Below are 26,216 nucleotides of genomic sequence, written 5' to 3' on the forward strand. Positions count from 1 at the left end.
TGAGCGCCTGCCCCGCGGGCGCTCAGCAAAGAACACACAATCTGCCTGCCTGACCTGATGCGCTTTGGTAAGTCAACAGCGAGGGGCGGTAGCGTGCCCGGAACTGACAAAGAGAGAATCTCATGGAAAATCCAGCCATCCTGCTACGTCGTCTTAACCCTTACTGCGCCCGTGCAATGGAAGGAGCCGCCTCCCTGTGTCAGACCCGGGCGCATGCGGAAATCCTGCCCGAGCACTGGCTGCTGAAGCTGCTGGAGCAGGGCGAGGGGGACATCACGGTGATTGCCCGCCGCTACGAGTGGGACATGGAGGCGATATGGCAGGACCTGCTGGCATTCCTGGAGACACTTCCGCGTTCGGTGCGCAGCCGCCCGCAGCTCTCGGACGGTTTGCAGACCCTGATGCAGAACGCGTGGCTGCACGCCTCGCTGGCGGGGGAGACGCATATCCGCAGCCAGCACCTGCTGATGGCGGTGGTGGAAAAGCCGTCGCTCCTGCGCTGCGACGGCCTGTGGCCGCTGACCACCACCGGGCAGAGCCAGCTTGCGCGCCTGCGCGGGCTGCTGGATACGCAGTCCGACGAGCGGGAGGAGGTGCAGCAGGAAGAGGAATTAACCAAAAGTGATGAGGTTGAATTTGTGGGCCGCCCGGTGAATGCGGATATAAAAGAAGGGGAGCTCAGTCCGGCGCTGCAGAACGCCCTGGACAGGTTCACCCTCGACGTCACCGCCCGTGCCCGCGACGGTAAAATCGACCCGGTGTTCGGCCGCGACAATGAAATCCGCCAGATGGTGGACATCCTCTCACGCCGGCGCAAGAACAACCCGATTCTGGTCGGCGAGCCGGGTGTCGGCAAGACCGCCCTGGTGGAGGGGCTGGCGCTGCGCATTGCCGGAGGCAACGTCCCGGAGAGCCTGAAACCCGTCGCCGTGCGCACCCTCGACCTCGGCCTGCTGCAGGCGGGGGCGGGCGTGAAGGGGGAGTTCGAGCAGCGCCTGAAAAACATCATTGAGGCGGTGCAGCAGTCCCCGCTGCCCGTTCTCCTTTTCATTGACGAGGCCCACACCATCATCGGGGCGGGCAACCAGGCGGGCGGCGCGGATGCGGCCAACCTGCTCAAGCCCGCGCTGGCGCGCGGGGAGCTCAGGACCATCGCCGCCACCACCTGGAGCGAGTACAAGCAGTACTTCGAGCGCGACGCCGCGCTGGAGCGCCGCTTCCAGATGGTGAAGGTCGACGAGCCGGACGACGACACCGCCTGCCTGATGCTCAGGGGGCTGAAATCCCGCTACGCGCAGCACCACGGGGTGCACATCACGGATGAGGCGGTCCGCGCCGCCGTCACCCTCTCAAGACGCTACCTCACGGGCCGCCAGCTGCCGGACAAGGCGGTGGACCTGCTCGACACCGCCTCGGCGCGTGTGCGCATGAGCCTCGACACCGTTCCGGAGCCGCTGACCCGGATGAAGGCGCAGCTCACGGCGCTGGATATGGAGAAGCAGGCGCTGCTGGAAGATACCGCCATGGGCAGCCCCCTGTCCGGCGAACGTCTGGCGGCGATTGAGCAGGAGGAGAGCCGCATCACCCGCGACCTCGGTGCCCTGGAAGCCCGGTACGGGGAAGAGCTGAACCTCACAAAACAGCTCTCGGAATGCCGCCAGGACATCTCCCGCCAGGCGGACATCGCGGACCTGCAGCAGCAGCTCACCGGCGTGCAGCAGGGCAGCCCGCTGCTGGGCCTGGACGTGGACGCCCGGACGGTGGCAACGGTGATTGCCGACTGGACCGGGGTCCCGCTCTCCTCGTTAATGAAGGACGAGCAGACGGGGCTGCTGAGCCTTGAGGATAACCTGGCCCGGCGCGTGGTGGGCCAGGACGCGGCGCTGAACGCCATCGCACAGCGCCTGCGCGCCGCCAAAACCGGCCTCGCGCCGGAGAACGGCCCGCAGGGCGTGTTCCTGCTGACCGGGACCAGCGGCACCGGCAAGACCGAGACCGCGCTGGCGCTGGCTGACGAGCTGTTCGGCGGTGAGAAATCGCTGATAACCATCAACCTCTCCGAGTACCAGGAGCCGCACACCGTCAGCCAGCTCAAGGGCTCCCCGCCGGGTTATGTGGGCTACGGCCAGGGCGGCATTCTTACCGAAGCCGTCAGGAAACGCCCGTACAGTGTGGTGCTGCTTGATGAGGTCGAGAAAGCGCACCGGGACGTGATGAACCTGTTCTACCAGGTGTTTGACCGGGGCTTCATGCGCGACGGCGAGGGGCGTGAAATCGACTTTCGCAACACGGTCATCCTGATGACCTCGAACCTCGGCAGCGACCACCTGATGCAGATGCTGGAGGAACAGCCGGAGGCCAGCGACGGGGACCTGCACGAACTGCTGCGCCCCATCCTGCGCGACCACTTCCAGCCCGCGCTGCTGGCGCGCTTCCAGACGGTGATTTACCGCCCGCTGACACAACCGGCCATGCGCACCATCGTCGGGATGAAGCTGAACCAGGTGAGCAAACGCCTGGCGCGCCACTACGGCATGAAAACCGTCATTGCCGACGGTCTGCTGGACGCGCTGACCGGTGCCTGCCTGCTGCCGGACACCGGGGCGCGCAACATCGACAGCCTGCTGAACCAGCAGATACTGCCGGTGCTGAGCCAGCAACTGCTGACGCACATGGCGGCGGGGCAGAAGCCGGAGCATCTTACCCTCGGCTGGGATGAGGAAGAGGGGATAGTCATTGAGTTGCAGCAGGCAGGTGAATGATGACTATCCATGATACAAAAAAGGACGAAAAAAAGGGGAATAAAAAGGAAGGGACGTTACGGTTACTGACGCCAGGAGAAATCAAACTGGCAAAATCCGTCTTCATGTCCACAATTCCCTATAACAAAGTTTGGATCCACTGCGACAGCTATCTGCCTTTTGGTCTTCAGGATAACCATACGGCAATGTCTCCGAATGGAGAGATCTATTTTCGGCTACCGTTATACCATAAAGATTTTTCCCAATCGGTAGACGATTTCCAGCACCTTTTTATCCATGAGATGAGTCATGTCTGGCAACGCGGCCATGGGATGAATGTTATTGCCCGGGGCCTGGGCAGTTGGCTGGTAAGTTACCGATATACCCTGGATGGCAGGCTGTTAAGCGAATATCCCATGGAGCAGCAGGCCCAGATTATTGCCGACCACTTTGTACTGGACAGTTGCGGATATTATTTATGGAACCGCTTGCGTCAAGGAAAAGAACCGGTAATCACCTGCGATGATAATATCCCTGAAGTAATTATCAGAGAGAAATATAAACACTGTCTGAGGGGGTTCCCATGGTAATGAGAAATCGTATTCGCACCTGGTACCGTTGTGCCCTGCTAGTGGGAGGTTCACTCCTCCTGATGGGATGCCCAGGCCCAGGAGACAGGATGCAGTTTGATGAAACCGCGAGCGTGTACTCCTCCGGGGATGATGTTTGTTTCTCCATTGCTTCTTCAAATGGCTACCGACTTTACGATATCGCGATAAATTTACGAGGGACGCCACCGAAGGATAAGAAATTCATATTTAATCCAGCGCTTATTATTAGCGACGGCCGTTTATGTATATCCCCCTCTTTTTATCGCTTTGCAGACGATGGGGAGTTCATCGTCGAATATCTTCTGGTTTCCAACACTAATAAAGATGACAGGGTCGCCAGAAAGATAGTTGTCGGGGTCGGCATGAAAAACAAGCGTGCTTATAACCTGCAACTAACTGACAGGGAGATTGCGCGTCCATATGGTGAATTATCCCCACAATAAAAACAGATCCTGAACTGTCTTTTATTGCGCAAAGTTTATTAATCTGGAATCAGAGCCATGAGTCTAAAAAACACGCTTTCTGAAACTCTCACATCTTCGCTTAACCGTTATCGCCTTGATATCCCGTCCTGCACGTCACCTCTGGACGTTGAAGAGTTCAGTGGCCGCGAATGTATGAGTGCGTTGTATCTGTACACCATTCGTTTCACCAGTGTTGACCACGATATTTCTGCAGAACAGTTACTGAATAAGTCTGCCACTCTCTCAATGGGAACAGGCTCCCTGGCTGCCATGACTGGAATGAAGGTGATCCATGGCACCGTGACACATTTTCGACGTATCAGTGGCTCAGCAGATCAGTCTACTTACCAGATTCTCGTTGAACCGTTTTTTGCGCTTTTGGGCCGGCAGTTCCGTACTCACCGTTTTTTTGTTAACAAATCCGTCCCGGAAGTGGTGGAGCAGGTATTGCAAGAACACGGCCTGCACGGCTGGGAGTACGAGTTCAATCTCAAACAGAACTACCCGAAGCGTGAGCAGATAAACCAGTATCAGGAGAGCGACCTTACCTTTATTCAGCGTTTGCTGGCCGAGGTGGGGATATTTTACTGGTTCACTCTCCAGGAGGATACGCAGTCGGAAGTAGTACACTTTGCCGACGCACAGCGTGCGCTGATGTTTGGTAAAACGTTGCCAGTAAACAGTCCGTCCGGGATGAGTGACAGCGGCACGGATTCGGTGTGGGGGCTCAACGTCTCACACAACGTGGTGGAAGCGAACGTCACCACGAAAGATTACAACCACCGTGACGCGCAAAGCATACTCCAGTCCGCCCCTGCCGATATGACGCGGGGCGACGGGGAAGGGATGACCTACGGCGAGGTGTATCACTACCGACTGCGCCACCTTGAGCGCGGCGATAAAATTGATCCGCAGGCGGAAACCGCCAACTTCTATGCACGTCTTGACCATGAGCGTTTTCTGGCGGATCAGACGTTGATAACCGCTGCCAGTACCGATTCCACCCTTTCTCCGGCGCAGGTTCTTACCATCACCGACAGCCTGCCGCCGACTTTGCCAGAAACGTTTCAGGCACCAGTGTTGATTGTCAGTACACATTTCACCGCCAGCCGAAAAGATGCACTGCGTGTGGATATCATAGCTGTCCCGTACAGCGAAACGCTGTGCTGGCGTCCGCCGCTGCTGCCGCGCCCGAAGGTGACCGGTACCATGACCGCGCGCGTCACCAGCGCAAAGGCTAACGATATCTATGCCTGGCAGGATGCGTCCGGCCTGTACCGGGTGAAGTTTGATGCCGACCGGGATGACAAGTCGCAGGGCCAGGAGAGTATGCCGGTGCGCCTCGCCAAACCCTACGGCGGTGATGTGTACGGCTTCCACTTCCCGTTAATTCAGGGGACAGAAGTGGCAATAGCGTTTCATGAGGGCGACCCTGACCGGCCGTATATCGCCCATGCCCTGCACGACTCCCGCCACGTCGACCATGTCACGGAGAAGAACAGCACCCGCAACGTGATCCGCACGCCGGCGAACAACAAACTGCGGATGGAGGACAAACGCGGCGCGGAGCATATCAAGCTCAGTACCGAGTACGGCGGCAAAACGCAGCTGAACCTGGGGCATAATGTGGATGCCGGGCGGACACTTCGGGGAGAAGGATTTGAGCTGAGAACTGACTCGTGGGGAGCCATACGTGGTGGGAAGGGGATTTTTATCAGCGCTGATATACAGCAATCAGCCGAAGGGGTAATGCTGGATATGGCTGCGGCTCTTAACCAGCTGCAGCAGGCTCAGAGTCTGGTAGAGTCTTTGAGCAGTGCGGCAGAAACGGCGAAAGCAGAACTGGCTGACATGCAGATCCAGAAAACCTTACTCAGCGAGGCTCTGACAGAGCTTAAAAAATCTGCATTGTTACTGTCCGCTCCTGCGGGGATAGCGCAGGTTACACCAAAATCTCTGCAATTATCTGCCGGTGAAAATATCATTGCCACGAGTGGTGGTAATACCGATTTCAGCATCATGAAGAAACTGACAGTGGCAGTTGGCGAGCGAATCAGTCTTTATGCCCAGAAGCTAGGTATCAAACTGTTTGCCAGTAAAGGTAAAGTGGAGATACAGGCTCAGGGAGATGAAATGACGCTGGATGCACTGAAGGATATCCGGGTTAGCAGTAGTGAGGGAAAAATAATAATTAGTGCGAAAAAGGAAATTATCCTGACCAGTGGTGGTGGGTATATTCGGATCGCTGATGGGACGGTTGAGTGTGCAGCGCCAGATAAAATAATTGAGCGTGGTGCGGTATGGCAGAAATTCGGTGGTCAGAGTATTAGTGAAGCGGCCCAGCAGTGGGATAGCGCAGATTTTGCTATTACACCGGAAGTGCGCTGGCCGTATGATGATGCCCCTATTGCAGGACAGTTGATCAGATTAGTTAGTGAAGATGGAACCGAACAGAAACTTACAACCTCAGGTTCAGGAAGTGCTCCAAAGCAATCAGGAATCAATGCTGAATTGTTAAAAGCGTATTTAGAGGATAAGGACTAAGAGATGAGTAATGTATCTTGGGATAATCATGAAAGTATTCTTCGGGGTCACTCTATAGTAATGGATGCAAAAGAGAAGGATGCCAAGGCGGTAATTTATAAAACGCCTGATAGAGTTATTCCTGTAATTTTCCTACCTGGTGTTATGGGTAGTAATTTAATGACAAAAAATGGGAATGGACCTTCTGATGCTCTTTGGCGATTAGATGATAACAAAACTGTCGCTAAATGGTTTTTCCGAGGTCCCAAGGATAGACGGCAAAAATTAGATCCAAATAAAGTTGTAGTGGACCCTGGTGGCAAAATTGATAAAGATTTAGCAGACTGCCATTTTATTTCACGGCGTAAGCGTGGATGGGGAGAGGTCTCTTATTTGAGTTATGGGCAGTTTTTGCCGTGGTTACAATCTGCTCTTGATGATTTCGACAATGCAAAAGAAGATTTACGAACAAGACTTATAGGTATGAATCTTAATCTCGAATTAGGTGAGGAACCATTGGGAAAAGATGAAGTGAGTCTTAGTTATAAGTATTTATATCCTGTACATGTAGTGGGGTATAACTGGCTTGATAGCATTGTGCCTTCATCGGAAATATTGCTTTCGAAAATAATTGAAATTATACAGTCCTATAAAGATTTAAATAAAATGTGTGAAAAGGTTATTTTGGTAACCCACTCGATGGGAGGATTGGTTGCACGATATTGTTCTGAATTGAAAAAAGGTAATAATCTTATTTTGGGGGTGGTGCATGGAGTGCTGCCAGCGATAGGGGCTGCTTCAGCCTATCGACGTATGAAAGCAGGGATGGAGTATGAAGGGGTCAAAGGAAAGGCTGTATCTTTGGTTGCTGGGGGAAATGCTGCAGAAATGACAGCTGTTCTTTCTCAATCACCAGGCCCACTGCAGTTATTGCCTGGTATTGAATATGGCCGAAATTGGTTTAAGATTAAGGATGGAGAGCAAATATATCAAAAGCCAAATTTGAATCCATTTGTGGAAATATATAAGGTTCGTGGGTATTGGTGGAGTTTATGTGAAGAAAACTTGATTGATCCAAATGTTAAAACATCAAATAAAGAACAGATTGATAATGCCTGGCAATCATATAGAAGAATGATGGATGAAAAAGTTCAACCAGTAATAGAAGCATTGAGTGGATGTTATCACAATTGTACTCATTCTTTTTATGGAGGTTCAACTCCTACCTTGGGAGATTTAATTTGGGAAGGTAGTACAAATTACCTGGATGAAAGATTAGCGAGGAATCAGAGAAGGTTTCCTTTGGATGGGCGAGCATTAGGGAAAGAAGGTGAAGAGATTTTTACAAGTAGAACGGTGGCAACACCGTTAGGCGGGGGCGGTTGGAAAACTGGAATATACCAGGAGTACAAAATTGCTGATCCAACTGATTTAGGTGATGGTACAGTTCCTGTTCGTTCTTCTAAAATACCGGATAGATATTTACGTTCGCGTTGTAAATTGTCCGTGGCGCATGAACCAGCCTATACAGATCCAGATGCGCAAGTTTATACTTTATGGGCAATCATAAAAATAGTACAAGAAATAAAACAAACCTCTTTGAGATATCACGATGCATACTAAAAAAAATCTTTCAGTTATGCTATTGATTGTTATAACTATAGCTACGGTTTTGTTTTGGCCAAAATCACCGGTGCCTACAGAACAGTTAACTGCAAATGAGCGTAAGGTTATGGATGAGAAAATGGGTAATTATACTCCACGTTGTATTGGAAGGTATTTAATTGATCTTCCTGAGGATTTTGTTTTTAAAGGCGGGTTAACTATGATAAATGATAAACAAATAGAAACTCAGCGAATGTATCTTCCAGCATTTGAACAACGAATCCGACTAAGAGAAAAAGAATTGCAGGAGTTAAAACCAATTCATACGATAAATTCTCCGTTCTTAAAAAAAATTTATAAATTGCCCGCTGGAATGAATGGTGTAATATTTGAGTATGCAAGCAGTGAAGTTGCTCCAGATGCATTTCGGAATTTAGAAGGACATGTATATGATAATGGAGTAGCCTTTAAATTAATAATCGATGCTGTTAATGCTGATGGGGAGCGCTATGCAGAAGAGCGTAATAATGAACCAGATGTTTATTATAATAATGTCGATAGAAAGGTTCATAGTATGATTTCATTTCTGGGAAGATTACAAGGGCGCGAAGCAGATGTTATACCTAAGAGCAAAGGCTTGTGCATACCCAATGGCATAATCGAAGGGACCAGTGATGAAAAAGAAGAAGTTTCTTTTTCTTATCAATCTAGTGCTAATTCAAATGTATACGTGAATATTGAGACTAATAATTTTCTTCAGGAGGACCATTCAATGTTAGAGCGTAGTTCTGATATATCGAGTGTGTTATCCAGAGAAAAAATGAGAACAATAATGAAAGGTTATAAAAAAATAAATGGACTAGAAGCAGAGGAGTGGTTGACGGTAGGCCTGGGGGATGATGTTCTTAGTGGGCACAATTTTATTCTAAATATAAATGAAAAACATGGTGATTATAAATCTCCTTTTTTACGCGTCAATATGATGCATGGTCCATTACCTGATCAGCACTTATCAGAAAAAGAGATTCATTATCTTTGGCAGAAAATTATTGAAACCACACGTATTCGTTCTAATGCTATTTAGTTTGAGGAAGTGTTTTCCATTAACCGCAGTATAAAAAATAACAACAGAGGAATTGCCGATAGTGGTGTTATATTTTATCCACCACACGTGAGTAATAAAACAACCAGATTTGTCGGGTTGATTGCTGAGGATGGTGAGCATCAGTACAATAAATTTGAGCTTTTACCACCGGATGCTGACGGCGATGGTACGGTTCCAGTATGCGGAGCCATTTTTAAGGCTCCAGGTCTTAAATCACAGGCAGGATTTAGTGTGGATCACGAAGGTGCCTATAAAAGCGAGGAGTCGCGCTGGTTTACCTTGAGGGCCATTCTTAAAATTGCGCAAGACATAAAAAATACAGGGTTGGTCTATGAAGATTAATAAAAATTTAAGTGTTGCTTTTTTTATTATTTCTGCTGGTGCGATACTTTGGTGGTATAACCGACCCTATCCCCCAAAGGAAAATCTTACGTCCCGCCAGGAGGCAAATGTGGAAAAAATGTTGAAAGAAATGAAAACTCGCTGTGTTGGACGTTACTTAATTGACTTGCCCGCATCATTCTTACCATATCGGGATTCTCAGCGGTTGGAGGATCCGGATAGTTGGGATACAACTATTAATATGCCTGATGATGATCGAAGGAGAAGATCATTTATTTCAACCAAACGTATGTATTATCCTGCATTCCTGCAGTTCATTCAACGGCGCGAAAAAGAATTAAGAAATGAAACAGTAGTGGAACCTCAGGATGGCCCTTATCTGAAAAAAGTCTGGAAGTTACCAGATGGATTGAAAGGGATAATGTTTCAACGGAATGAAAGCCTTATTACCCCGGATGCTGTACAAATAATAGAATCTTATTTATACACAAATGGTGTAGCTATTAAATTGCTAAAAAGAACTTATAATGACTCGTCTCCACGCTACGAAAAAGAAAGAGATGGCGATCCAATTCAGAATTTTGTTGTCCGTGATATTGACAGAATGAATAATCTGCTTTCACGGATAACGGGCAGACAGGAAGACGAAATTCCAAAGATCCCTGGGAGTTGCGTTGCCGATGCTTTTATCGCTACTGATAAATATGCTCAGGAACAGGAAGATATTTATCGTAATTATTTGAGCGATGAGGTTCGTGGATTAAAAGTTTCTTTGAATATGGATAATTTCACAAAAGGGAGTGACGCTGTACTACAGCGAACCGGACAAATTGAGCATGATTTCGCGCAGGTGAATGGTCGTATTGTCAGGAAGGGGGCTTTCGATGTTAACGGACTGTACGTCGAAGAAATGCTGATGATGGCACCACAACCACCGGATAGTAAACCCAGATATAGTTTCGGTCTTTATATTAATGAAAAAACGACCAGTTATAACAATCCTGAATTGACGGTAGAATTGAACAATTTTCCTCAAACTCCTTTACCTTATTCGCAGGAAGAACTCATTGCTTTCTGGGATGCGATAACACATACAATACGTTTGCGCCCGAATGCTTTTTAAAAAAAAGAGGAAAGACTATGCCAGCATTAGTCTGTCTTGGAGATTCAACCACACACGGTGGTAAAGTTATTTCAGCGTCTTCCACAATGTTTATTAGCGGTGTTCAGGTCGCACTGGTTGGTGACTTGATATCCTGTCCGGAACATGGACCAAACCGTATTATTGAAGGTGATTCTACAGCATCAGAAGAAGGAGTGTCTGTAGTTGTGGATAATTGCTTATGCGAATGCGGTTGCCGCGTCATTAGTTCTTATGCCGAAAACAGTATTGAGTCATAATTATGCAATGGCCTGTTCCTGATATTCCAGTGAAACATCCCGTCTCTCGTCCTGTGAATAAAAAGTGGGGAGGGATGCTTTTTCTTATGGTGATTACCGGGGGAGCGCTGTTAGTTTTTGTGGGCAGAGCGACCAGTTACGGAGAGGTAATTCTTTATGGAGCACTACCTGCGTTTTTGATCTGGCTATGCTTCTATGGGATAATCTGGCACCGTTATGAGCAATCTGTCAACAATGCGCTGCTATGGAATAAAGAGTCAGAACGTATAAAAATATATTGGCAAAACTGGTGTATGCAGCAATGGGGGATTGTGAGCAATGTGGTTTTGACACCAGAAAAAGAAGGAGTAAGTGCTTTGCTTGGGGATTATGCGGATATACCCGCTTATCCTTGCAAACCCCGCCCATTATATGTCACCCTTATAGGGTTGTATAACCGACTGAAATATATTGATATTCATTCAGAAAGGCAATGCCCAGGTTATCGTCACTTTCTTTTCTCGATCCAAATACTTCTTCCTGATATGCGCATGCAACACTCTGTCAGTAAAGCTGTTTATGAACAGTGGGATTTGTATCCTGAATATATTAACTCAGTAGATGATGTCCAGTCTGAAGCAGAATCGAAGGGACTTATTCTTTTGCTTTGCATTCAGGACTGGTTTACTGATAATAACAAAAAACACAGTGAGTTTATTTCTGCACAGATTATCACATCAGTTTCATTCGCTTCAGAGCATAAATTACCAATTATAGCCGGGGTTGGACGGGTTTTGTCTTCTGATTCCCTAAGTGAAGGTCTGGATATTTTGTGTGAGTACAGTAGATTAACTGATATACGGTTACGTCACGTCTGGTTGACGGGCACTGACGGTGATGATCGGGTGAACATTATTCAGTATGCCGCAGATCTGCCGTGGGAACTGCCGGCGAAGCTCCCCTGCCATTTACTTGATCATACATTTGGCCCCAGTGGACCACTATCATTCCCTGTCTCTGTTGCGTTGATGGTTGATGCAGCCGTAAATACAGGTGAAATACAATTGATCATTTCCTGTCAGAAAGGAAAAGGATATTCATTTTGTCTGGTTGCTCAGGAGTTATTTTTATGACGGCGAAAAAACTAATAGCTGAGAACCGCTACAGTATTACTGGATATATTATTCTGATAATCGGTCTCGCCGGAATATGTGCGTTGTTACTGTTCCTTAATCAGAACAGAGTGGTTGCGTTTGGTGTGACGATGCCGACGGCATGGATGATCTGGGGAGTGGTATTTTCCGGGTTATTATCTGGTGTGATTGTATTTCCATTCTGGTTGCGGCGAAAGTTTAGAAAGGAGCAACACATTTACAATCCAGAAAATATTCTGGCCAGTAAAGGAATTCAGAAAGCAACAACGAAAGTTAATTCATTTGTTTCACTGCCATCGAATGAAATCCGCCAGGCTATGCGCTACCAGTATGGCCGCACCTGGTCCCGCAAGCTCCGCATCCTGCTCGTGACCGGCAGCACCGCTGACATCGAACAACTCACCCCAAACCTCACGCAGGAGCTTTGGCAGGAAGATCAAGGCACGCTGCTTTTGTGGGGCGGTGACCTGAAGACCCCGGCAGACACCGACTGGCTGGCAGCCTTGCGTAAACTGCGCCGCCGCCCGGTGGACGGCATCGTGTGGGTCACGTCACAACTGGAACGACAGGCAGAAAACGATGCGCCGGCACTCTCGCCAGATGCGATGGACAGCCTCGCCGCGTCGCTCAGTGCGCGTTATGCTGCCCTGGGCTGGCAACTGCCGCTGTACGTCTGGTCCCTGCATACCCGCGCCGGGCAGCAGGCCGATCGGATCACCCAGCCCGTTGGTTTTCTGCTGCCATCTGGCAGTCGCCCGGAAGGGCTAAGCAATCAGCTTGCCACCCTGACACCTGCTCTTATTGCACAGGGTATTCAGCAGATATGCACGAAGGTCCAGCATAATTTCCTGTTGAATCTGGCCGACCAGCTCTCACGCATGCCGGAAACGGTGGCAGGGCCGCTGTCGATTCTGCTCAATCCATACCGTCCACTCCCGCTGGCAGGCGTGGTGTTCAGCCCGCCGTCAGCGGGAGCCGCGCGCAGCGTGAAACACCACTGGGGTAAGGATAACCGCTGGGACATTATTACTGATTCGGTGCAGTCGCTCCCGGCGGGCCTGCGCCCGCGTAAGCCCGGCATCAGCGCTCCAAAAATACTCCTGGGTGCGGTCATTGTATTGATGGTGGGATGGGGCATTTCGATGATGGTCTCCTTCACCGCCAACCGCAGTCTGGTAGCGTCCGCACAGGAGCAAGTTCAACAGGCCTCCGCAGACAATCAGCCGCTGGCTGCGCGTCTGCAGGCGCTTTCGGAACTGCAGAAAACCCTTTCCCGCCTTCAGTATCGCGCGGAACACGGTGCGCCGTGGTACGCCCGCGGCGGCCTTAGCCAGAATGATGAACTCCTGGCGGCCTTGCTGCCGCGCTACGGCGAAAATGCGATACCGCTGCTGCGCGATGCGGCGGCTACCCATCTTCAGAAACAGCTGAGCGCCTTCGTGCAACTTCCGCCGGACAGCCCACTACGCGAGAAGATGACCAAAACCGCTTACGACCAGTTGAAACTGTACCTGATGCTGGCCCGACCGGAGCGAATGGACGCCGCCTGGTTCTCCGGCATGCTGATGCAGGACTGGCCGCAGCGTTCGGGTGTGAAAGACGGCATCTGGCAGGGAAGCGGCACTTCGCTGCTTCGGTTCTACGGCGCCAATCTGGTGACCCACCCGCAGTGGCGATTGCATCCTGATGAAGGGCTGATTAGCCAGGCACGGACGCTGCTGATCCGCCAGATGGGGATGCGTAACAGCGAATCCACGCTGTACCAGAAGATGCTCGCGCAGGTGGCAAACCAGTATGCCGACATGCGCCTGTCGGACATGACCGGCGATACGGATGCGTCGCGCCTGTTCACGACCGGTGAAGTGGTGCCGGGGATGTTCACCCGCCAGGCGTGGGAGCAGGCGGTGCAGCCCGCCATTGAAAAGGTCGTCAGGGAGCGTCGCGATGAAATGGACTGGGTACTGAGCGACACTAAACAGCCAGCCACACAGCAGGCCTCCCCGGACGCGCTGAAAGCGCGCCTGACGGAACGATACTTTGCTGATTTTGGCGGCGTCTGGCTCGACTTCCTCAATAGCCTGCGACTCCAGCCGGCAGCCACGCTGTCGGACGCTATTGACCAGTTGACCCTGATGGCCGATGTGCGTCAGTCGCCGCTGGTAGCCCTGATGAACACCCTGAGCGTACAGGGACGCACCGGGCAGACCGGGGAGGCAATATCCGATTCGCTGGTCAAATCGGCGAAAAACCTGTTTAACCGCGATGAGCAACCCGCCATCGACCAGCAGGTCGGTGCTCATGGCCCGCTCGATGCAACCTTTGGGCCGGTACTGGCGCTGATGGGCAGTCAGACGAAAGGGACGGGCAATGCGGACCTCAGCCTGCAAACCTTCCTGACTCGCGTGACTCAGGTGCGCCTGCGCCTACAGCAGGTGACCAATGCCACCGATCCGCAGGCGATGACCCAGGCGCTGGCTCAGACGGTGTTCCAGGGAAAGGCGGTGGATTTAACCGAAACCCGGGACTACGGCAGCCTGGTGGCGGCGGGACTGGGCCAGGAGTGGAGCGGCTTCGGGCAGACGGTATTCGTTCGCCCCATGGAACAGGCCTGGCAGCAGGTGCTGACCCCGGCAGCGGAAAGCCTCAATGCCCAGTGGCAAAGCGCGGTGGTCGCGGACTGGAACACGGCGTTTGGCGGCAGGTATCCGTTTAAGGATGTCAGCAGCGAGGTATCCCTGCCGCTGCTGGCGAAATACCTCAATGCCGATTCCGGACGCATTACGCAGTTTCTGCAGACCCGGCTAAACGGCGTACTGCATAAAGAAGGAAGTCACTGGGTGCCGGACAGCATAAACGCTCAGGGGTTAACCTTTAATCCGGCCTTCATTCGCGCGGTCGATACCCTGAGCCACCTCTCCGATGTGGTGTTTACCAACGGCGAGGCCGGGCTTTCTTTTGAGATCCGCCCCGGCACGGCTGATGGCGTTATGCAAACCACGCTGGTGATTGATAGCCAAAAGCTGAGTTATATGAACCAGATGCCCGCCTGGAAGCGATTCACCTGGCCTGCGGATACGGAAGCCCCGGGGGCGGCCCTGAGCTGGATCAGTACCCAGGCCGGAACGCGGCAGTACGCCGATATGTCCGGCGCATGGGGCTGGATACGGCTCCTGGACAAAGCCACGGTCAGCGCCTACCCGGGAACGGGCAGTAGCTGGAGTCTGAGCTGGCAGGCTCAGGATGGCAGGCCGCTGAACTATACCCTGCGCACCGAAGCGGGAGAAGGGCCGCTGGCTCTGTTGAAATTACGTAATTTTAGCCTGCCGGAGGCCATATTCAGCGTCAGCGCACCTGCAATGGCCTACCCGACAGAGGACGAAGATAATACAGAGGAGACGTACTGATGGCGACCGTTGAGACATTGATTAGCGCCTGCCAGGCCAATGCGGATGACGTGGCTGCGCGGACGCAACAGCGTCTGTCGCTATGGGAAAACTGGCTGCAACCGGTATCAGCTGAAAATCCAGTCGGGGAAGACCCGGGCTACGATGATGATTTTCAGCAGATGCGGGAGGAGGTAAACAAACTCTCCGGCGCAGACACGGACCTGGTCTGTCAGCTTGCCGAAAAACTGCTGACCACCACAACCAAAGATATTCGCGTGGTCTCTTATTATGCCTGGGCGCGCCTGCATCGCGATGGTGAGGCGGGCCTGGCAGACGGTCTTGAGCTGATGGCAGCATTAGTGCTGCGTTATGGCGTACAACTGCATCCGCAGCGCGAGCGCAGTCGCCAGGGGGCGTTCGAATGGCTTGCCAGCGCCAGAATGCTCGACAGCCTCGCACGTTACCCGGAAGTCAACAATGCCGATACCCTGCGTACTGCCGGTGCACTGTTACTGCTGGAGCAGGCAGGAGAAATCGTTTTACCGGCTGGGCTTTACACCGCGCTGGAAACGCGTCTGCAAAAATCCGGCGGCCCGGAGGCCGTTGTGCCGCAAAACGTTAGCGATACCGGTCATACATCCATGACGGACGCGAACGTGCCCTCGCTGGGCGGAATCGCGTCAGGGCAGGAGCTGCTGGCGCAGGCGCGAGTGCTGGCTGATTACCTGAGAAACCAGCCGGAAGGCTGGCTGTCCGCCCACCGTTTAATAAAAAACCTTCGCCACGACACGCTTCACCAGCTACCGGCTCTCCTGGCAGACGGCAGAACCCGCATTGAGCCGCCGAAACCCGACCAGCGGGCGCTTCTGAAACGCCTGTATTTGCAGCAGAGCTGGCGGGAGTTGATGGAGGAGGCGGACAACCTGCTGTCACGCGGGGCCAACCATCTGTGGCTGGATGTGCAGTGGTATCTGCATCAGGCGCTGGTAAAATCAGGCCGTGAACACGAGGCGGCCATTATCCAGGCTGACCTGAAAGGGTTTCTCTCACGTCTGACGGGGCTGGAGACGCTGGCCTTTAACGACGGTACGCCCTTTGCCGACGAAGTGACGCTTAACTGGATCCAACAGCAAGTGCAGGAGAGTACGACAGGCTGGTCTGAGGCACACACGCTCGGGGCTTCTCCCGCAGTGGGCGATGAGGACATTCTGCAGCTTGAGACAGAAGCCTTAGCCCTTGCCGATAGCGAAGGGACGGAGGCTGCGCTGGCGTGGCTGCAAAATCGCCCTGGCATCACCTCAAGGCGCAACCGCTGGCTGCTGCGTCTGTTGATGGCGAGAGTCGCCGAGCAGACGGGCAAAAATGAGCTGGCGCTGCACCTTTTGGGTGAGCTGGACGACGGGGCGACAACCGTCACGCTCACCCAGTGGGAACCCGGGCTGCTGTTTGAAGTAAAAGCCCGCCGCCTGAAACTGCTGCGCATGAAAGCAGGACGTAGCGAGGCTGATAAGGCACGTCTGAATCCGGAAATGGAGCTGCTGCTGGCTGGGCTGGTTGCAATTGATCCGGTAAAAGCCGCAGTACTGTGTAACTGATTACGCTCTCACCACATTATTTGTTCTATAAGGAAATAGAAACATATGCGTTTCGTAAAAAACGTTTTGTTGTCTTTTGTATTTTTGGCGTCAGGATGCACAGCTCTGCTTTGGAGCGGTAATGAAGTCGTTGAACATCGATATGGATATTCAACGGTTATTGAGGACAATGTAACGGCGGTTTTTCAGTATAAAAACCTTTCTGTCACGGCCTTGCAGGGTACATCTTCAATAAAAATAGCTATTCCTGAAAATGGGGTTGCATTTCTGGGGAAAAAGAATGTTTATATTCTTACCGCTGGGGCTAATGATCTTCTGGCGCTAGACAAAATATCGACTCAATACCCTTTAGTCTCGGGCTTCGAGAAAAAAGATGCTTTAAGGCTTAAACTTAAAAATCCAAATAATGATGATGCAGTATTAAGTTTATCCGATGAACTCTTTGTATTCGTCAATCAACACATTAAAACAATTACAGACCACGATGTCGAAACGTTAAAGCAGGCTGGTTTTCAGCGTAAAGGTGAAGATTATGTCAAACGTATATCTTTAGCTGGGGTAATACTTCCTCGTGAGAAAAATAACAGTTTGTTCAACGATATGACGTTACTGGATAAACCCCATAAGGTCGAATTTTATGTCGATAATGATTCTACAGAATTCCATCCTGTTAATTTAGTGACAAATGTCGTTCTCACGCCTTTCGCCGCGGTTGCTGATATCGTTTTTTTCCCAATTAGTATTCGCGTGTTAGGGCTAATTACCAACTCCGCTACTGGACGTTAACGATCTGGAATCTATGGAAGATTTAACCCTGCGTTATTTTGACGCCGAAATGCGCTACCTGCGCGAGGCGGCAAAGGAGTTCGCGCAAACCCACCCGGACCGGGCGGCGATGCTGGATCTTGATAAGGCCGGTACGCCAGACCCGTACGTCGAGCGCCTGTTTGAAGGCTTTGCCTTCTCGATGGGCCGTCTGCGCGAAAAAATTGATGACGACCTGCCGGAGCTGACGGAAGGGCTGGTCAGCATGCTGTGGCCACACTACATGCGCACCATTCCGTCGCTGTCGATTGTGGCGTTCAGCCCGGACGTTGCGGCGATGAAGATGAGTGAAGTCATTCCCGCCGGGCTGGAAATCTTGTCCCGCCCGGTAGGGCAGAAAAATACCGTTTGCCGCTACCGCACCACCCGTGATCTGGTGCTCGACCCACTGGTGGTGTCAGACGTGGTGATGACCACAGAGCCGGACGGACGTTCAGTCCTGCGGTTACGCTTCACTTGCAGCGGCCAGGCCGACTGGTCGCAGGTCGATCTGCGCCGACTGCCGTTGTATCTCGGGGAAGAGGTTGTGACGGGCAGCGCCCTGCACCTGTGGCTGACCAAACGCCAGGCCAGTCTTTACCTGCGTTTGCCGGGTCAGACGGATCGCATCGCGTTCGACGGTTACTTCTCGCCAGGCGGCTTTGGCGATGAAGACGGCCTGTGGCCCAAAGCGGGCAGTGCGTTTAGCGGGTATCAGCTGCTGCTGGAGTATTTCACGTTCCGCGAAAAATTTATGTTCGTGCACCTTAACGGCCTGGAAAACATCACACTGCCGTCGGGGACAGAACATGTTGATATCGAAGTGGTGTTCAGCCAGGTCTGGCAGAGCGATTTGCCGGTGACCCGCGACGCCCTGCGCCTGCACTGCGTGCCGGTGATCAACCTGTTCACGCTTGAGGCCGATCCGCTGACCATCAGCGGGCTGGAAAGCGAGTACCTGCTGCGTCCGAAGCGCCTGCAGGACGGGCACACCGAGATTTACTCCGTTGACAGCGTTACCGGCTCCGGGCGTACCGGGGATGCGCGCTATGTGCCGTTCACCAGCTTCCGTCATCAGGGCGGGATGATGCGCCGCCACGCGCCGGAACGCTATTTCCACACTCGCGTGAAGCGGGGCGTGAACGGCATGCACGATACCTGGCTGATCCTCGGCGGCCAGCAGTGGGAGGCTGACCGGGAAATAGCCCGGGAAACCGTGTCGTTGCGTATCACCGGCACCAACGGCCAACTGCCGCGCCGGGCGCTGCAAAGCACGCTGCTTGACCGCTGTGAACAGGTCTCCGAAACGCCGCTAACCGTGCGCAACCTGTGTAAGCCGACGCTCCCGGCCTACCCCCCTGCGGAAGATCGTTTCCACTGGCGGGTGATGAGCCATCTGGGAACCCGTTTTCTGAACATGATGAGCAGCGCTGATGTGCTGCGCGGCACGCTGTCGCTCTATAACTGGCGGGACGATGAGTTAAACAACCGTCGCCTGGACGCCATTCTGGACGTCAGGCACCACCGTATTCAGCGTTTCGAAGAGGGGTTTCTGCTGCGGGGTCTGGACGTGGAAGTGACGCTCGACAGCAACGGCTTTACGGGTGAAGGCGACATCCACCTGTTTGGTGAAATGCTCAACCGCTTTTTCGCCCTGTACGCCGACATGAACCAGTTTAACCAGCTCACGCTGATTGTTCAGCCTGAAGGGAAGTGTATCCGGTGGAAAGAAAATCAAAGTCCGCGCCTGCCCGGATAATGGAAAGGGTACGGCCCCAACTGCCGTACATGAATTTTTACCGCTTCTGCCGGTTGCTTGAACAAAGTCAACCGGATGCGCCGGTGCCCGGCAGCGACTGGCAGCTACGTCAGGAGCCTGTCCGTTTCCGCCCGCATCCGGGGATGGGGTTTCCGGCCAGTGAAATCAGGGGGCTGACGGAGCCGGAACCGGAACATACGCATCTGTCGCCATCGGTCAATATCACCTTTATGGGCCTGTACGGCGTCGAATCGCCGCTGCCGACGCACTATATCGACGATATCGCCCAGCGGCGGGAGGGAGTTGAAGCCACACGCGATTTTCTCGATATCTTCAACCATCGGCTGATCGCCCAGTATTACCGTATCTGGCGGAAGTACTCTTATCCGGCGACCTTTGAGGCGGGCGGCACGGACAATACCTCGCAGTATCTGCTTGGGCTGGCGGGGCTGGGGATACCCGGTTGTGCGGACAATACCGCCACGCCGCTGTCGCGCTTTCTGGCGCTGCTGCCGGTCATGTTGCTACCGGGACGCACGGCGGAGGGGATCGCTGCGCTGGTTCAACTCCTGGCACCGGATACCCGTGCGACGGTGTATCCCCACGACCGTTGCCGCATCGAGCTGAAGCATCCGCTCACCATGAGTACGCAGCGGCCGATTGGCCTGCGGATTCGCCCTGTCATGGGCACGCACGGAACGGACGTGAATGGTCAGGTGCTGTTGCAGTTGACCTCAGATAACCCCGAAGAGGTGCGCGGCTGGCTACCCGGCGGGGAGCTGCACGGCGATCTGATGGCGCTGCTGCATGTCTATCTGGGATCGCATCTGGACGTGCGGATGCAGCTGTGCGTGGCGCGGTATCTGCTGCCGGATGCCCGGCTGGCATGCAATGACGTCCAGGGGAGCCAGATCGGACGGACGGCGGTACTGCGGCCGCTCAATGCGCAGCAAAACAATAATGACGTTATCACCATTCACCTGGGCCGTTATCAGCGCGTTCAGGAAAATATTCACCGAAGGGAGAGCGATGAAGATGGCGATTACCGCTGGTAACACCACCGCTACGCTGCTGGCATTAACACTCGCCACGGCCTTAACCGGCTGCGGGCTGACGCAAACGGTAAAAGACGGGACGGTCTCAATGACCCGCTCCATTTTTTACAAACAGGTTAAAACCCTGCATCTGGATATTCAGGCGCGCTCGGGGGTAAATAACAACGCGAAAGGGGCGTCGCTGGCGACGGTCGTACGCATTTACCAGCTGAAAGACCGCAAGGCATTCGACAGCACCGATTATCCGTCGCTGTTTGCCGATGACAGCCAGGCCATTAAAGCTGACCTGGTGGCCGAAAAAGATATCCGTCTTCGTCCTGGAGAATCCGTGACGCTGGACATGCCGCTGGAAGAGGCGGCGCAGTTTGTCGCGGTGGCGGGGATGTTTATGTCGCCGGACCAGGCGAACAATACATGGCGCCTGGTCCTCACCCGCGACGAACTCGACCCGGATAAACCTCGTATTATTGAAGCCAGCAATAACCGCCTGACCCTGCAACCGCTTAAGGAGGACTGAAATGCCACGTCCGTCTCTGTATGAAACGCTTTTCGGCAACTTCGCCGGCGGCCTCGACCTGAACAGCGTCAGCGAGGAGAACCAGCTCATCCTTTCAGTGCTGGACAACATGCAGCGCATTCTCAACTGCCGCGCCGGGACGCTGGCACATCTGCCGGACTACGGCCTGCCGGATATGACCAAAATCCTCCAGGGGATGCCCGGCACCGCGCACCAGCTGATCACGACGCTCTCCGCCGTGCTGCTGAAATACGAGCCGCGCCTGAGCAAAATCACCGTAGTGATGCTGGATCAGAGGCAGCCTGGCGAGCTGCGCTACGCCATTGATGCGGAACTAAAGGGCATCGGACTGGTGCGCTACGGTACCGAGTTTATGCCGGAAGGCAGGGTCTTAATCCGCCATCTGAAACAGCAGCAGTACCTCGATGTACGCGCCGCAATCTAGTTTTTTTCTCAGGCAAAAACGGTTATGACGACACATTCTGAGCGCCACCTTAATACCGGCGGCGATCCGCGCACGCTTGCGGATTATGCCGCCCTTCGCGATGAGATGAACAAGCTGACGCATCCGGCACGCCCGGATGTTAACTGGCAGCTTGCGGAAACGCTCTGCCTCTCGCTGTTTGAGCACAACGGGATTGAGCTGCAGACCACCGCCTGGTATACGCTTGCCCGTACTCAACTGGCCGGTTTGTATGGCATGAATGAAGGTCTGGCGATCCTGGCTACGCTGGTTGCCCGGCAGTGGGGAGAAATCTGGCCGCAGCCGGTCCACGCGCGAATGGAGATCCTCAGCGCGCTGAGCAGGCGGCTACAGCAGGCGATGCGCACCCGGACGCTAACGTATGCGGATTTGAGCCAGCTCTACCAGGCGGAGGAACATCTGAATACCCTGGGTGAGGTGTTGCAGCGTCTGGAATTGAAACACGCCAGCCAGCTTGATGCCCTGCGCATCCTGATGCATAACACGGCGGCGCGGCTGGAAAACAGCGACAACACCGGCGTGAGTGTGCCCCATGACGCGGCGCTCACGCCTGAAAAAAGCCTCTCCAACCCGGAAGAGCAGGTGAAATGGGTATACGTGGTACAGCCCGATCCGCTGCCGAATGTGCAGGTGGCGACCGAAAGTACACCCCCGGTTAAACCCTGGAAGCCGTTTGCGGCCGGTATGCTGACCATGCTGGTGGTGGCAGGTGCGGCCGCGTGGGGTTGGCAGGCACTTCATCAGCCTGACCCGGCACAGACGCAGCTCGCCGCCACGCTGGCCCCGTTACCCGCCGCGCTATCCACCGAACAGCTACAGTCCCTGCGACACATGTCGCCATCCCCCGCGTCGGGTATCGACAAAACGCAGCAACAGCTGACGCAGCTGTTACGGCTGAAACCGGACTGGGCCGTCAGCTATGGCGATAGTCTGGTGCGTCAGGCCCTTACTCTGTGGCCCGAACAAGCGAAACCGCTGGCACAGCAGTGGCAGCAGCAGGTCGCTGCCGCCGCGCTTCCTGCACCGGAGCTGAACGGCTGGCATGAGGGGATGATCCAGCTCCAGCAGCTGGCGAACCGGCTCAACGCGCTGGATGAAAAGCGTGGCAAATACATGACGGTCAGCGAACTCAAGTCGGCAGTGTTTGCGATGACGCAGTCGTTTACCCGCGCCATACCGGCAGAAGAACAACTGCGCCAGCTTTCAGTCCTGCCGCACGATCGGCCCTGGCCAGCGGCACAGCAGAGCCAGACGGAGCAGCATCTGCAACAGCTTATTACCCGCTATGCGGTGCTCAAACAACAAACGGCACAATAACCCTCGTGCAATGATGAGTTTCAGACTCCCGATTACAGCATTACAACGATAAAATTGAAGATGGCCGCTCAGCGCACGGTGCGCTGGACCAGGCTTAACAGCATGTGAAAATGAACAGGGACGACAGCGTGTCAGCCAAAGAACGTTTTTTTAAAAAAGTGCAGCAAAATAATGACATCACCCCACCCGGCAAATCGTCTGCGGAGGCTGAGATCCGGCTGTTTTGTGGGCGGATGGACGAGCTGGCGGAGCAAATCAGCGAGTGGTTTGCGGGGTCAAGCATCGAGGTTGTCGTATCGACAAAACATATACACGACCTCAGTACGATTGGTTACAGTCTGAACTGCGGCATATGCCGGTATCCGGTAACCACTATCCGGATCCAGAACGCAGACCGTAGCGCCAGCATTGTACCGGAACAACTCTGCCGCGGAGCGGAGCGGGGCTGTGTGACAATGCGGATAGAGACGCCTGAAAGTCGCCAGGCGTATCACCTGAGCATGGCACCGGAAACCGGCTGGTTTATCCGGCGTGAGCATCAGGATGCAAAAGCGAATGTCGTCATGACGGAAGATCGCTTTTTCCAGGCGCTCGACAAGCTGGCCTGACCGGGGCCGGAAAGCGGGCGCAGGCAACCTGCTGCGCCAGTTTTCGTTTCAGGCATACCTTCAGGCATCTGCCTGCCATTTTTCACGTTTTGCCCCAGCCCGGCGGGCCGTGGCGGGCAGTATATCGGCATCGGCGACATAACCATCCGGATCGAGACAGCGGTTATGATTTTTCGCCTGCTGCAGGATCTCCTCATCCCAGTACAGGCGTTTACGTTGATCGCCCTGGGTTGTCAAAATGCATTCCATATTCCCCTCTATCGCGCGGTAGCGCCGCCAGCTGTTTGCCGGAATGGAGATGACCGACCGTTCCGGTGCGATAATACTCACTTCCTTGCCCGCCTCATTCCAGGTGACCTCAAGCTTACCTTTAAAGACCATGATGACCTGCACGTCAGGACACACATGTCGGCCCGTGACGCAATTGTCCGCGAGCCGCAGCCACTCGACGGAAAAACCGTGCGGGCTGACAATCGCAGGGCAGGAATCCCGGTCCTGGGAAATGCCAAAGCCGATAACGGGCGCGATTTCGCCGCCGTGTCCCGGCAACACCGAGTCCAGCAGTCCCCGTGCCGACCAGCAACGGTCATCGCCTGTCACCGCGCGCTTGCGCATCTCCTCAACGCTGTAATCACGTAGCCCGGCAATATACGCCTCCGACAGCGGCGTCAGCAGCGTGGCGGGGTCAGGCTGCGGCTCGCCGGGTTCCTGCGTAATCAACATATTCTCTTTGCTTAAATACATACCGTACTCACTGGCGGCCGCGAGCACCGACGGATGCCAGATGATCCCGCCCGTGTTGTCGCCGCCCAGAACGGTGAACACCATGCCGCTGGTGTCCTCTTTACTGACGTTAGTAAACCCCCGGAAAATCCAGGTGGGGATGGAGAGGATCGCCGGGGCGCTGAATTCCGCTTCATGTTCACCCTGCGCGCCCCAGCGAAAACGCCATGTCCCTTCATGGATTAAGAACACTTCCGCCGTAAAATGCAGATGCAGGTTGTTGGTTACCCCTTTCGGCATGGCCGCCGCGCCTATGTTAAAACCGTGCGGCTCGGGAATATTCACCACCTGCTCGGAGGACTGAGTGACGCCCGGGCCAATAAACGAATAGTTTTGCTTCAGGTGCGAGCCGGGCAGCTTGCAGTCAATAAAAGCAAGGTTGCAGGAGACCATATCATCGGGGGTGATGAGTCGGCTTCTCGCCTGGCTCTGGGTAAGATGGATAGCGTTCATCGTTTCTCCTTTTAATAGCCGGATGTGCCGGTGGCAGGAATGGCGTTACCGCGCGCAAGGGCGATGGCTTCGCGCGAGGCGCGGCCCAGTTGCATGACGTCGTTTGCCGGGGTAACGAAATGAAACCCCTGGGCAATACGCGCTGCGGCAGCCGCGCCGGAGGTGCAGAAGATCCCGGCGATTTTTTGCTGCTGGCGACAGCGGTCGATCACCCGCTCAACGGCAGCAAGCATCTCCGGGTGTTGGGATTCGGCGCTGGCGTTGCCCGTCAGCGTCAGCGAGAGATCGTTAGGGCCTATAAACACGCCATCCAGCCCGTCGGTGTCGAGAATGGCGTCAAGATTTGCCAGCCCTTCGCGGGTTTCGATCATCGCCAGCGTCAGGATTTCATCGTTGGCGTGCTGCGGATAATCGCTGCCGCCGTAAAGCAGGCCCCGCGCCGGACCAAAGGAACGTACGCCCAGCGGCGGATAACGGCAGGCGGCGACGAAGCGGCGGGCCTCCTCGGCGCTGGAGATCATCGGACAAATCACCCCGTAAGCCCCGGCATCCAGTACGCGCATGATTTGCGCCGGATCGTTATCCGCCACCCGCACCAGCGGCACCGCAGGCGTGGCCGACAGCGCCTGCAGCATCGTCAGCGCGCTGGCAAAATCAATCATGCCGTGCTGGAGATCGACGGTTACGGCATCAAAGCCCTGCTGCCCGACAATTTCCGCACTGTAGCCGGAGGGGATCGCCAGCCAGCCGTTGATGATGGGGGTATTGTCCTGAAAGGCGGTTTTTAGTGTGTTCTTGCGCACGATATGCACTCCGTAATCCACTGGCGCAGCGGCGATGCGACCTCATCCGGGGTCTCGAGCGGAATAAAATGCCCGCCAGATGCCACCGTATGCCAGGTTGCGTTCGCGGCGCTTGCCGCCAGTAAGTGATGATGATGGGGCGTGCAGATCGGATCCTGCGCGCCGTTAAGGATCACTACCGGGCAGGAGAGATGGCCCAGCGCCGCCCGGTTGTCCTGCCGGTGAATGGCGATTTCCGTTTGCTGAGCAAAGGTCGTTACACCGCACTCGCTTGCCATCTGACAGATAATGTCCTGTAAAGCCCGGTCGTTGAGGCGCGACGGGGCGACGTAACGTTGCCACAGCGCCGGGACCAGCCAGTCAACTATTCCCTGCGCCCGGGCGGTGCGCACCGCGTCCCGCCGTGGTGCGGCGTTTTCCGGCGGATCGGCAAGCGGGTTGGCAGATATCAGCGCCAGCCCGCTAAGCCTTTCCGGCGCGTCAGCGGCTATGTGCAGCGCGACGATTGCCCCCAGCGAAAACCCGGCCAGCAAAAAGCGCGGCGGCAGCGCGCTGAGCAGACGCTGCGATGCCTGCCGCGCCGATTCCGCCCCCGTCAACGTGACGCACAGCACCGCCGTCACGTTTAACCGCTCAATCACAGGCTGCCAGAGCCGGGCGTTGCACAGCGTGCCGCCAAGCAGCACCAGCGGCAGGTCGGTGTTATCCAGCAGAGCGTTTTCCATTG

22 protein-coding genes are annotated in these 26,216 nt (G+C 54.2%); 19 read left to right on the top strand and 3 right to left on the bottom strand.

Annotated elements, in window-relative coordinates:
• Nucleotides 1-122 precede the first annotated feature (122 nt).
• The 19 genes from tssH (at nt 123) to I6L58_RS18250 (ending at nt 23,450) form a co-directional block, all read left to right on the top strand.
• A complete protein-coding gene (gene tssH, locus I6L58_RS18160; RefSeq protein ID WP_217060239.1) occupies nt 123-2,762 on the top strand; it encodes a type VI secretion system ATPase TssH in 2,640 nt (879 codons plus the stop codon).
• The gene (locus tag I6L58_RS18165; protein ID WP_006178102.1) at nt 2,759-3,331 is read left to right on the top strand and encodes a hypothetical protein; all 573 of its coding nucleotides are present in this window, start codon (nt 2,759-2,761) and stop codon (nt 3,329-3,331) included. Before tssH ends, I6L58_RS18165 begins: the two co-directional genes overlap by 4 nt.
• Before the next feature lie 89 nt (nt 3,332-3,420).
• Nucleotides 3,421-3,795, top strand: a complete 375-nt coding sequence (locus I6L58_RS18170) for a putative T6SS immunity periplasmic lipoprotein (RefSeq protein ID WP_088209463.1) — start codon at nt 3,421-3,423, stop codon at nt 3,793-3,795.
• A 57-nt stretch (nt 3,796-3,852) separates the two neighbouring features.
• Nucleotides 3,853-6,360 carry a type VI secretion system Vgr family protein gene (locus I6L58_RS18175; RefSeq protein ID WP_088209462.1) on the top strand — a complete coding sequence of 836 codons (2,508 nt, stop codon included), beginning with the start codon at nt 3,853-3,855 and terminating at the stop codon, nt 6,358-6,360.
• Nucleotides 6,361-6,363: 3 nt separating this feature from the next.
• Nucleotides 6,364-7,962 (top strand): esterase/lipase family protein, encoded by a 1,599-nt coding sequence (locus I6L58_RS18180; RefSeq protein ID WP_140418833.1) that lies wholly within the window; start codon nt 6,364-6,366, stop codon nt 7,960-7,962.
• The gene (locus I6L58_RS18185) at nt 7,952-9,028 is read left to right on the top strand and encodes a T6SS immunity protein Tli4 family protein (protein ID WP_140418832.1); all 1,077 of its coding nucleotides are present in this window, start codon (nt 7,952-7,954) and stop codon (nt 9,026-9,028) included. Before I6L58_RS18180 ends, I6L58_RS18185 begins: the two co-directional genes overlap by 11 nt.
• 9 nt (nt 9,029-9,037) lie before the next feature.
• Nucleotides 9,038-9,391 (top strand): hypothetical protein, encoded by a 354-nt coding sequence (locus tag I6L58_RS18190; RefSeq protein WP_088209460.1) that lies wholly within the window; start codon nt 9,038-9,040, stop codon nt 9,389-9,391.
• Entirely contained in the window at nt 9,381-10,514 is a 1,134-nt protein-coding gene (locus tag I6L58_RS18195) for a T6SS immunity protein Tli4 family protein (RefSeq protein ID WP_140418831.1), read from the top strand. Before I6L58_RS18190 ends, I6L58_RS18195 begins: the two co-directional genes overlap by 11 nt.
• A 17-nt stretch (nt 10,515-10,531) precedes the next feature.
• Nucleotides 10,532-10,792, top strand: coding sequence for a PAAR domain-containing protein (locus tag I6L58_RS18200; protein ID WP_088209458.1), 261 nt, complete (start codon nt 10,532-10,534; stop codon nt 10,790-10,792).
• Between the two features lie 2 nt (nt 10,793-10,794).
• On the top strand, nt 10,795-11,904 hold the full coding sequence (locus I6L58_RS18205) for a hypothetical protein (protein WP_088209457.1): 1,110 nt from the start codon (nt 10,795-10,797) through the stop codon (nt 11,902-11,904).
• A gap of 131 nt (nt 11,905-12,035) precedes the next feature.
• Entirely contained in the window at nt 12,036-15,329 is a 3,294-nt protein-coding gene (locus tag I6L58_RS18210) for an ImcF-related family protein (RefSeq protein WP_390881731.1), read from the top strand.
• A complete protein-coding gene (gene tssA, locus I6L58_RS18215) occupies nt 15,329-16,906 on the top strand; it encodes a type VI secretion system protein TssA (RefSeq protein ID WP_088209456.1) in 1,578 nt (525 codons plus the stop codon). Before I6L58_RS18210 ends, tssA begins: the two co-directional genes overlap by 1 nt.
• Nucleotides 16,907-16,951: 45 nt before the next feature.
• Nucleotides 16,952-17,692, top strand: a complete 741-nt coding sequence (locus I6L58_RS18220; RefSeq protein WP_088209455.1) for a hypothetical protein — start codon at nt 16,952-16,954, stop codon at nt 17,690-17,692.
• Nucleotides 17,693-17,705: 13 nt separating this feature from the next.
• Nucleotides 17,706-19,469 (top strand): type VI secretion system baseplate subunit TssF, encoded by a 1,764-nt coding sequence (tssF, locus tag I6L58_RS18225; RefSeq protein WP_088209454.1) that lies wholly within the window; start codon nt 17,706-17,708, stop codon nt 19,467-19,469.
• Nucleotides 19,469-20,524 (top strand): type VI secretion system baseplate subunit TssG, encoded by a 1,056-nt coding sequence (gene tssG, locus I6L58_RS18230; RefSeq protein ID WP_088209453.1) that lies wholly within the window; start codon nt 19,469-19,471, stop codon nt 20,522-20,524. The genes tssF and tssG overlap by 1 nt, the downstream gene beginning before the upstream one ends.
• Nucleotides 20,505-21,041, top strand: coding sequence for a type VI secretion system lipoprotein TssJ (tssJ, locus tag I6L58_RS18235; protein ID WP_176399455.1), 537 nt, complete (start codon nt 20,505-20,507; stop codon nt 21,039-21,041). Before tssG ends, tssJ begins: the two co-directional genes overlap by 20 nt.
• Nucleotide 21,042: 1 nt before the next feature.
• Nucleotides 21,043-21,486, top strand: coding sequence for a type VI secretion system baseplate subunit TssE (gene tssE, locus I6L58_RS18240; protein ID WP_006178084.1), 444 nt, complete (start codon nt 21,043-21,045; stop codon nt 21,484-21,486).
• A gap of 24 nt (nt 21,487-21,510) precedes the next feature.
• Entirely contained in the window at nt 21,511-22,842 is a 1,332-nt protein-coding gene (locus I6L58_RS18245) for a VasL domain-containing protein (protein WP_088209451.1), read from the top strand.
• A gap of 110 nt (nt 22,843-22,952) precedes the next feature.
• On the top strand, nt 22,953-23,450 hold the full coding sequence (locus I6L58_RS18250) for a hypothetical protein (protein WP_088209450.1): 498 nt from the start codon (nt 22,953-22,955) through the stop codon (nt 23,448-23,450).
• Between the two features lie 60 nt (nt 23,451-23,510).
• On the opposite strand, the gene I6L58_RS18255 is transcribed toward I6L58_RS18250, so the two are convergent.
• The 3 genes from I6L58_RS18255 to I6L58_RS18265 are packed head-to-tail and all read right to left on the bottom strand — an operon-like array spanning nt 23,511 to nt 26,214.
• The gene (locus I6L58_RS18255) at nt 23,511-24,686 is read right to left on the bottom strand and encodes a cupin domain-containing protein (protein ID WP_088209449.1); all 1,176 of its coding nucleotides are present in this window, start codon (nt 24,684-24,686) and stop codon (nt 23,511-23,513) included.
• Between the two features lie 11 nt (nt 24,687-24,697).
• Nucleotides 24,698-25,489, bottom strand: a complete 792-nt coding sequence (locus I6L58_RS18260; RefSeq protein ID WP_006178080.1) for an HpcH/HpaI aldolase family protein — start codon at nt 25,487-25,489, stop codon at nt 24,698-24,700.
• On the bottom strand, nt 25,471-26,214 hold the full coding sequence (locus tag I6L58_RS18265) for an alpha/beta fold hydrolase (protein WP_088209448.1): 744 nt from the start codon (nt 26,212-26,214) through the stop codon (nt 25,471-25,473). Before I6L58_RS18265 ends, I6L58_RS18260 begins: the two co-directional genes overlap by 19 nt.
• Nucleotides 26,215-26,216: the final 2 nt, after the last annotated feature.

The sequence above is a fragment of the Enterobacter cancerogenus genome, from assembly GCF_019047785.1.
In the GTDB taxonomy this organism is placed as follows: domain Bacteria; phylum Pseudomonadota; class Gammaproteobacteria; order Enterobacterales; family Enterobacteriaceae; genus Enterobacter; species Enterobacter cancerogenus.

What these genes read in the sequence shown, in the direction of transcription:
- tssG (WP_088209453.1), top strand. Translation starts at nt 19,469, where the DNA reads ATGGAAAGGGTACGGCCCCAACTGCCGTACATGAATTTTTACCGCTTC.
- I6L58_RS18265 (WP_088209448.1), bottom strand. Translation starts at nt 26,214, where the DNA reads ATGGAAAACGCTCTGCTGGATAACACCGACCTGCCGCTGGTGCTGCTT.
- I6L58_RS18255 (WP_088209449.1), bottom strand. Translation starts at nt 24,686, where the DNA reads ATGAACGCTATCCATCTTACCCAGAGCCAGGCGAGAAGCCGACTCATC.
- I6L58_RS18210 (WP_390881731.1), top strand. Translation starts at nt 12,036, where the DNA reads ATGCCGACGGCATGGATGATCTGGGGAGTGGTATTTTCCGGGTTATTA.
- tssA (WP_088209456.1), top strand. Translation starts at nt 15,329, where the DNA reads ATGGCGACCGTTGAGACATTGATTAGCGCCTGCCAGGCCAATGCGGAT.
- I6L58_RS18185 (WP_140418832.1), top strand. Translation starts at nt 7,952, where the DNA reads ATGCATACTAAAAAAAATCTTTCAGTTATGCTATTGATTGTTATAACT.
- tssH (WP_217060239.1), top strand. Translation starts at nt 123, where the DNA reads ATGGAAAATCCAGCCATCCTGCTACGTCGTCTTAACCCTTACTGCGCC.
- I6L58_RS18180 (WP_140418833.1), top strand. Translation starts at nt 6,364, where the DNA reads ATGAGTAATGTATCTTGGGATAATCATGAAAGTATTCTTCGGGGTCAC.
- I6L58_RS18250 (WP_088209450.1), top strand. Translation starts at nt 22,953, where the DNA reads ATGAACAGGGACGACAGCGTGTCAGCCAAAGAACGTTTTTTTAAAAAA.
- tssE (WP_006178084.1), top strand. Translation starts at nt 21,043, where the DNA reads ATGCCACGTCCGTCTCTGTATGAAACGCTTTTCGGCAACTTCGCCGGC.
- I6L58_RS18170 (WP_088209463.1), top strand. Translation starts at nt 3,421, where the DNA reads ATGCAGTTTGATGAAACCGCGAGCGTGTACTCCTCCGGGGATGATGTT.
- I6L58_RS18195 (WP_140418831.1), top strand. Translation starts at nt 9,381, where the DNA reads ATGAAGATTAATAAAAATTTAAGTGTTGCTTTTTTTATTATTTCTGCT.
- I6L58_RS18200 (WP_088209458.1), top strand. Translation starts at nt 10,532, where the DNA reads ATGCCAGCATTAGTCTGTCTTGGAGATTCAACCACACACGGTGGTAAA.
- I6L58_RS18175 (WP_088209462.1), top strand. Translation starts at nt 3,853, where the DNA reads ATGAGTCTAAAAAACACGCTTTCTGAAACTCTCACATCTTCGCTTAAC.
- tssF (WP_088209454.1), top strand. Translation starts at nt 17,706, where the DNA reads ATGGAAGATTTAACCCTGCGTTATTTTGACGCCGAAATGCGCTACCTG.
- I6L58_RS18165 (WP_006178102.1), top strand. Translation starts at nt 2,759, where the DNA reads ATGATGACTATCCATGATACAAAAAAGGACGAAAAAAAGGGGAATAAA.
- I6L58_RS18205 (WP_088209457.1), top strand. Translation starts at nt 10,795, where the DNA reads ATGCAATGGCCTGTTCCTGATATTCCAGTGAAACATCCCGTCTCTCGT.
- I6L58_RS18245 (WP_088209451.1), top strand. Translation starts at nt 21,511, where the DNA reads ATGACGACACATTCTGAGCGCCACCTTAATACCGGCGGCGATCCGCGC.
- tssJ (WP_176399455.1), top strand. Translation starts at nt 20,505, where the DNA reads ATGGCGATTACCGCTGGTAACACCACCGCTACGCTGCTGGCATTAACA.
- I6L58_RS18220 (WP_088209455.1), top strand. Translation starts at nt 16,952, where the DNA reads ATGCGTTTCGTAAAAAACGTTTTGTTGTCTTTTGTATTTTTGGCGTCA.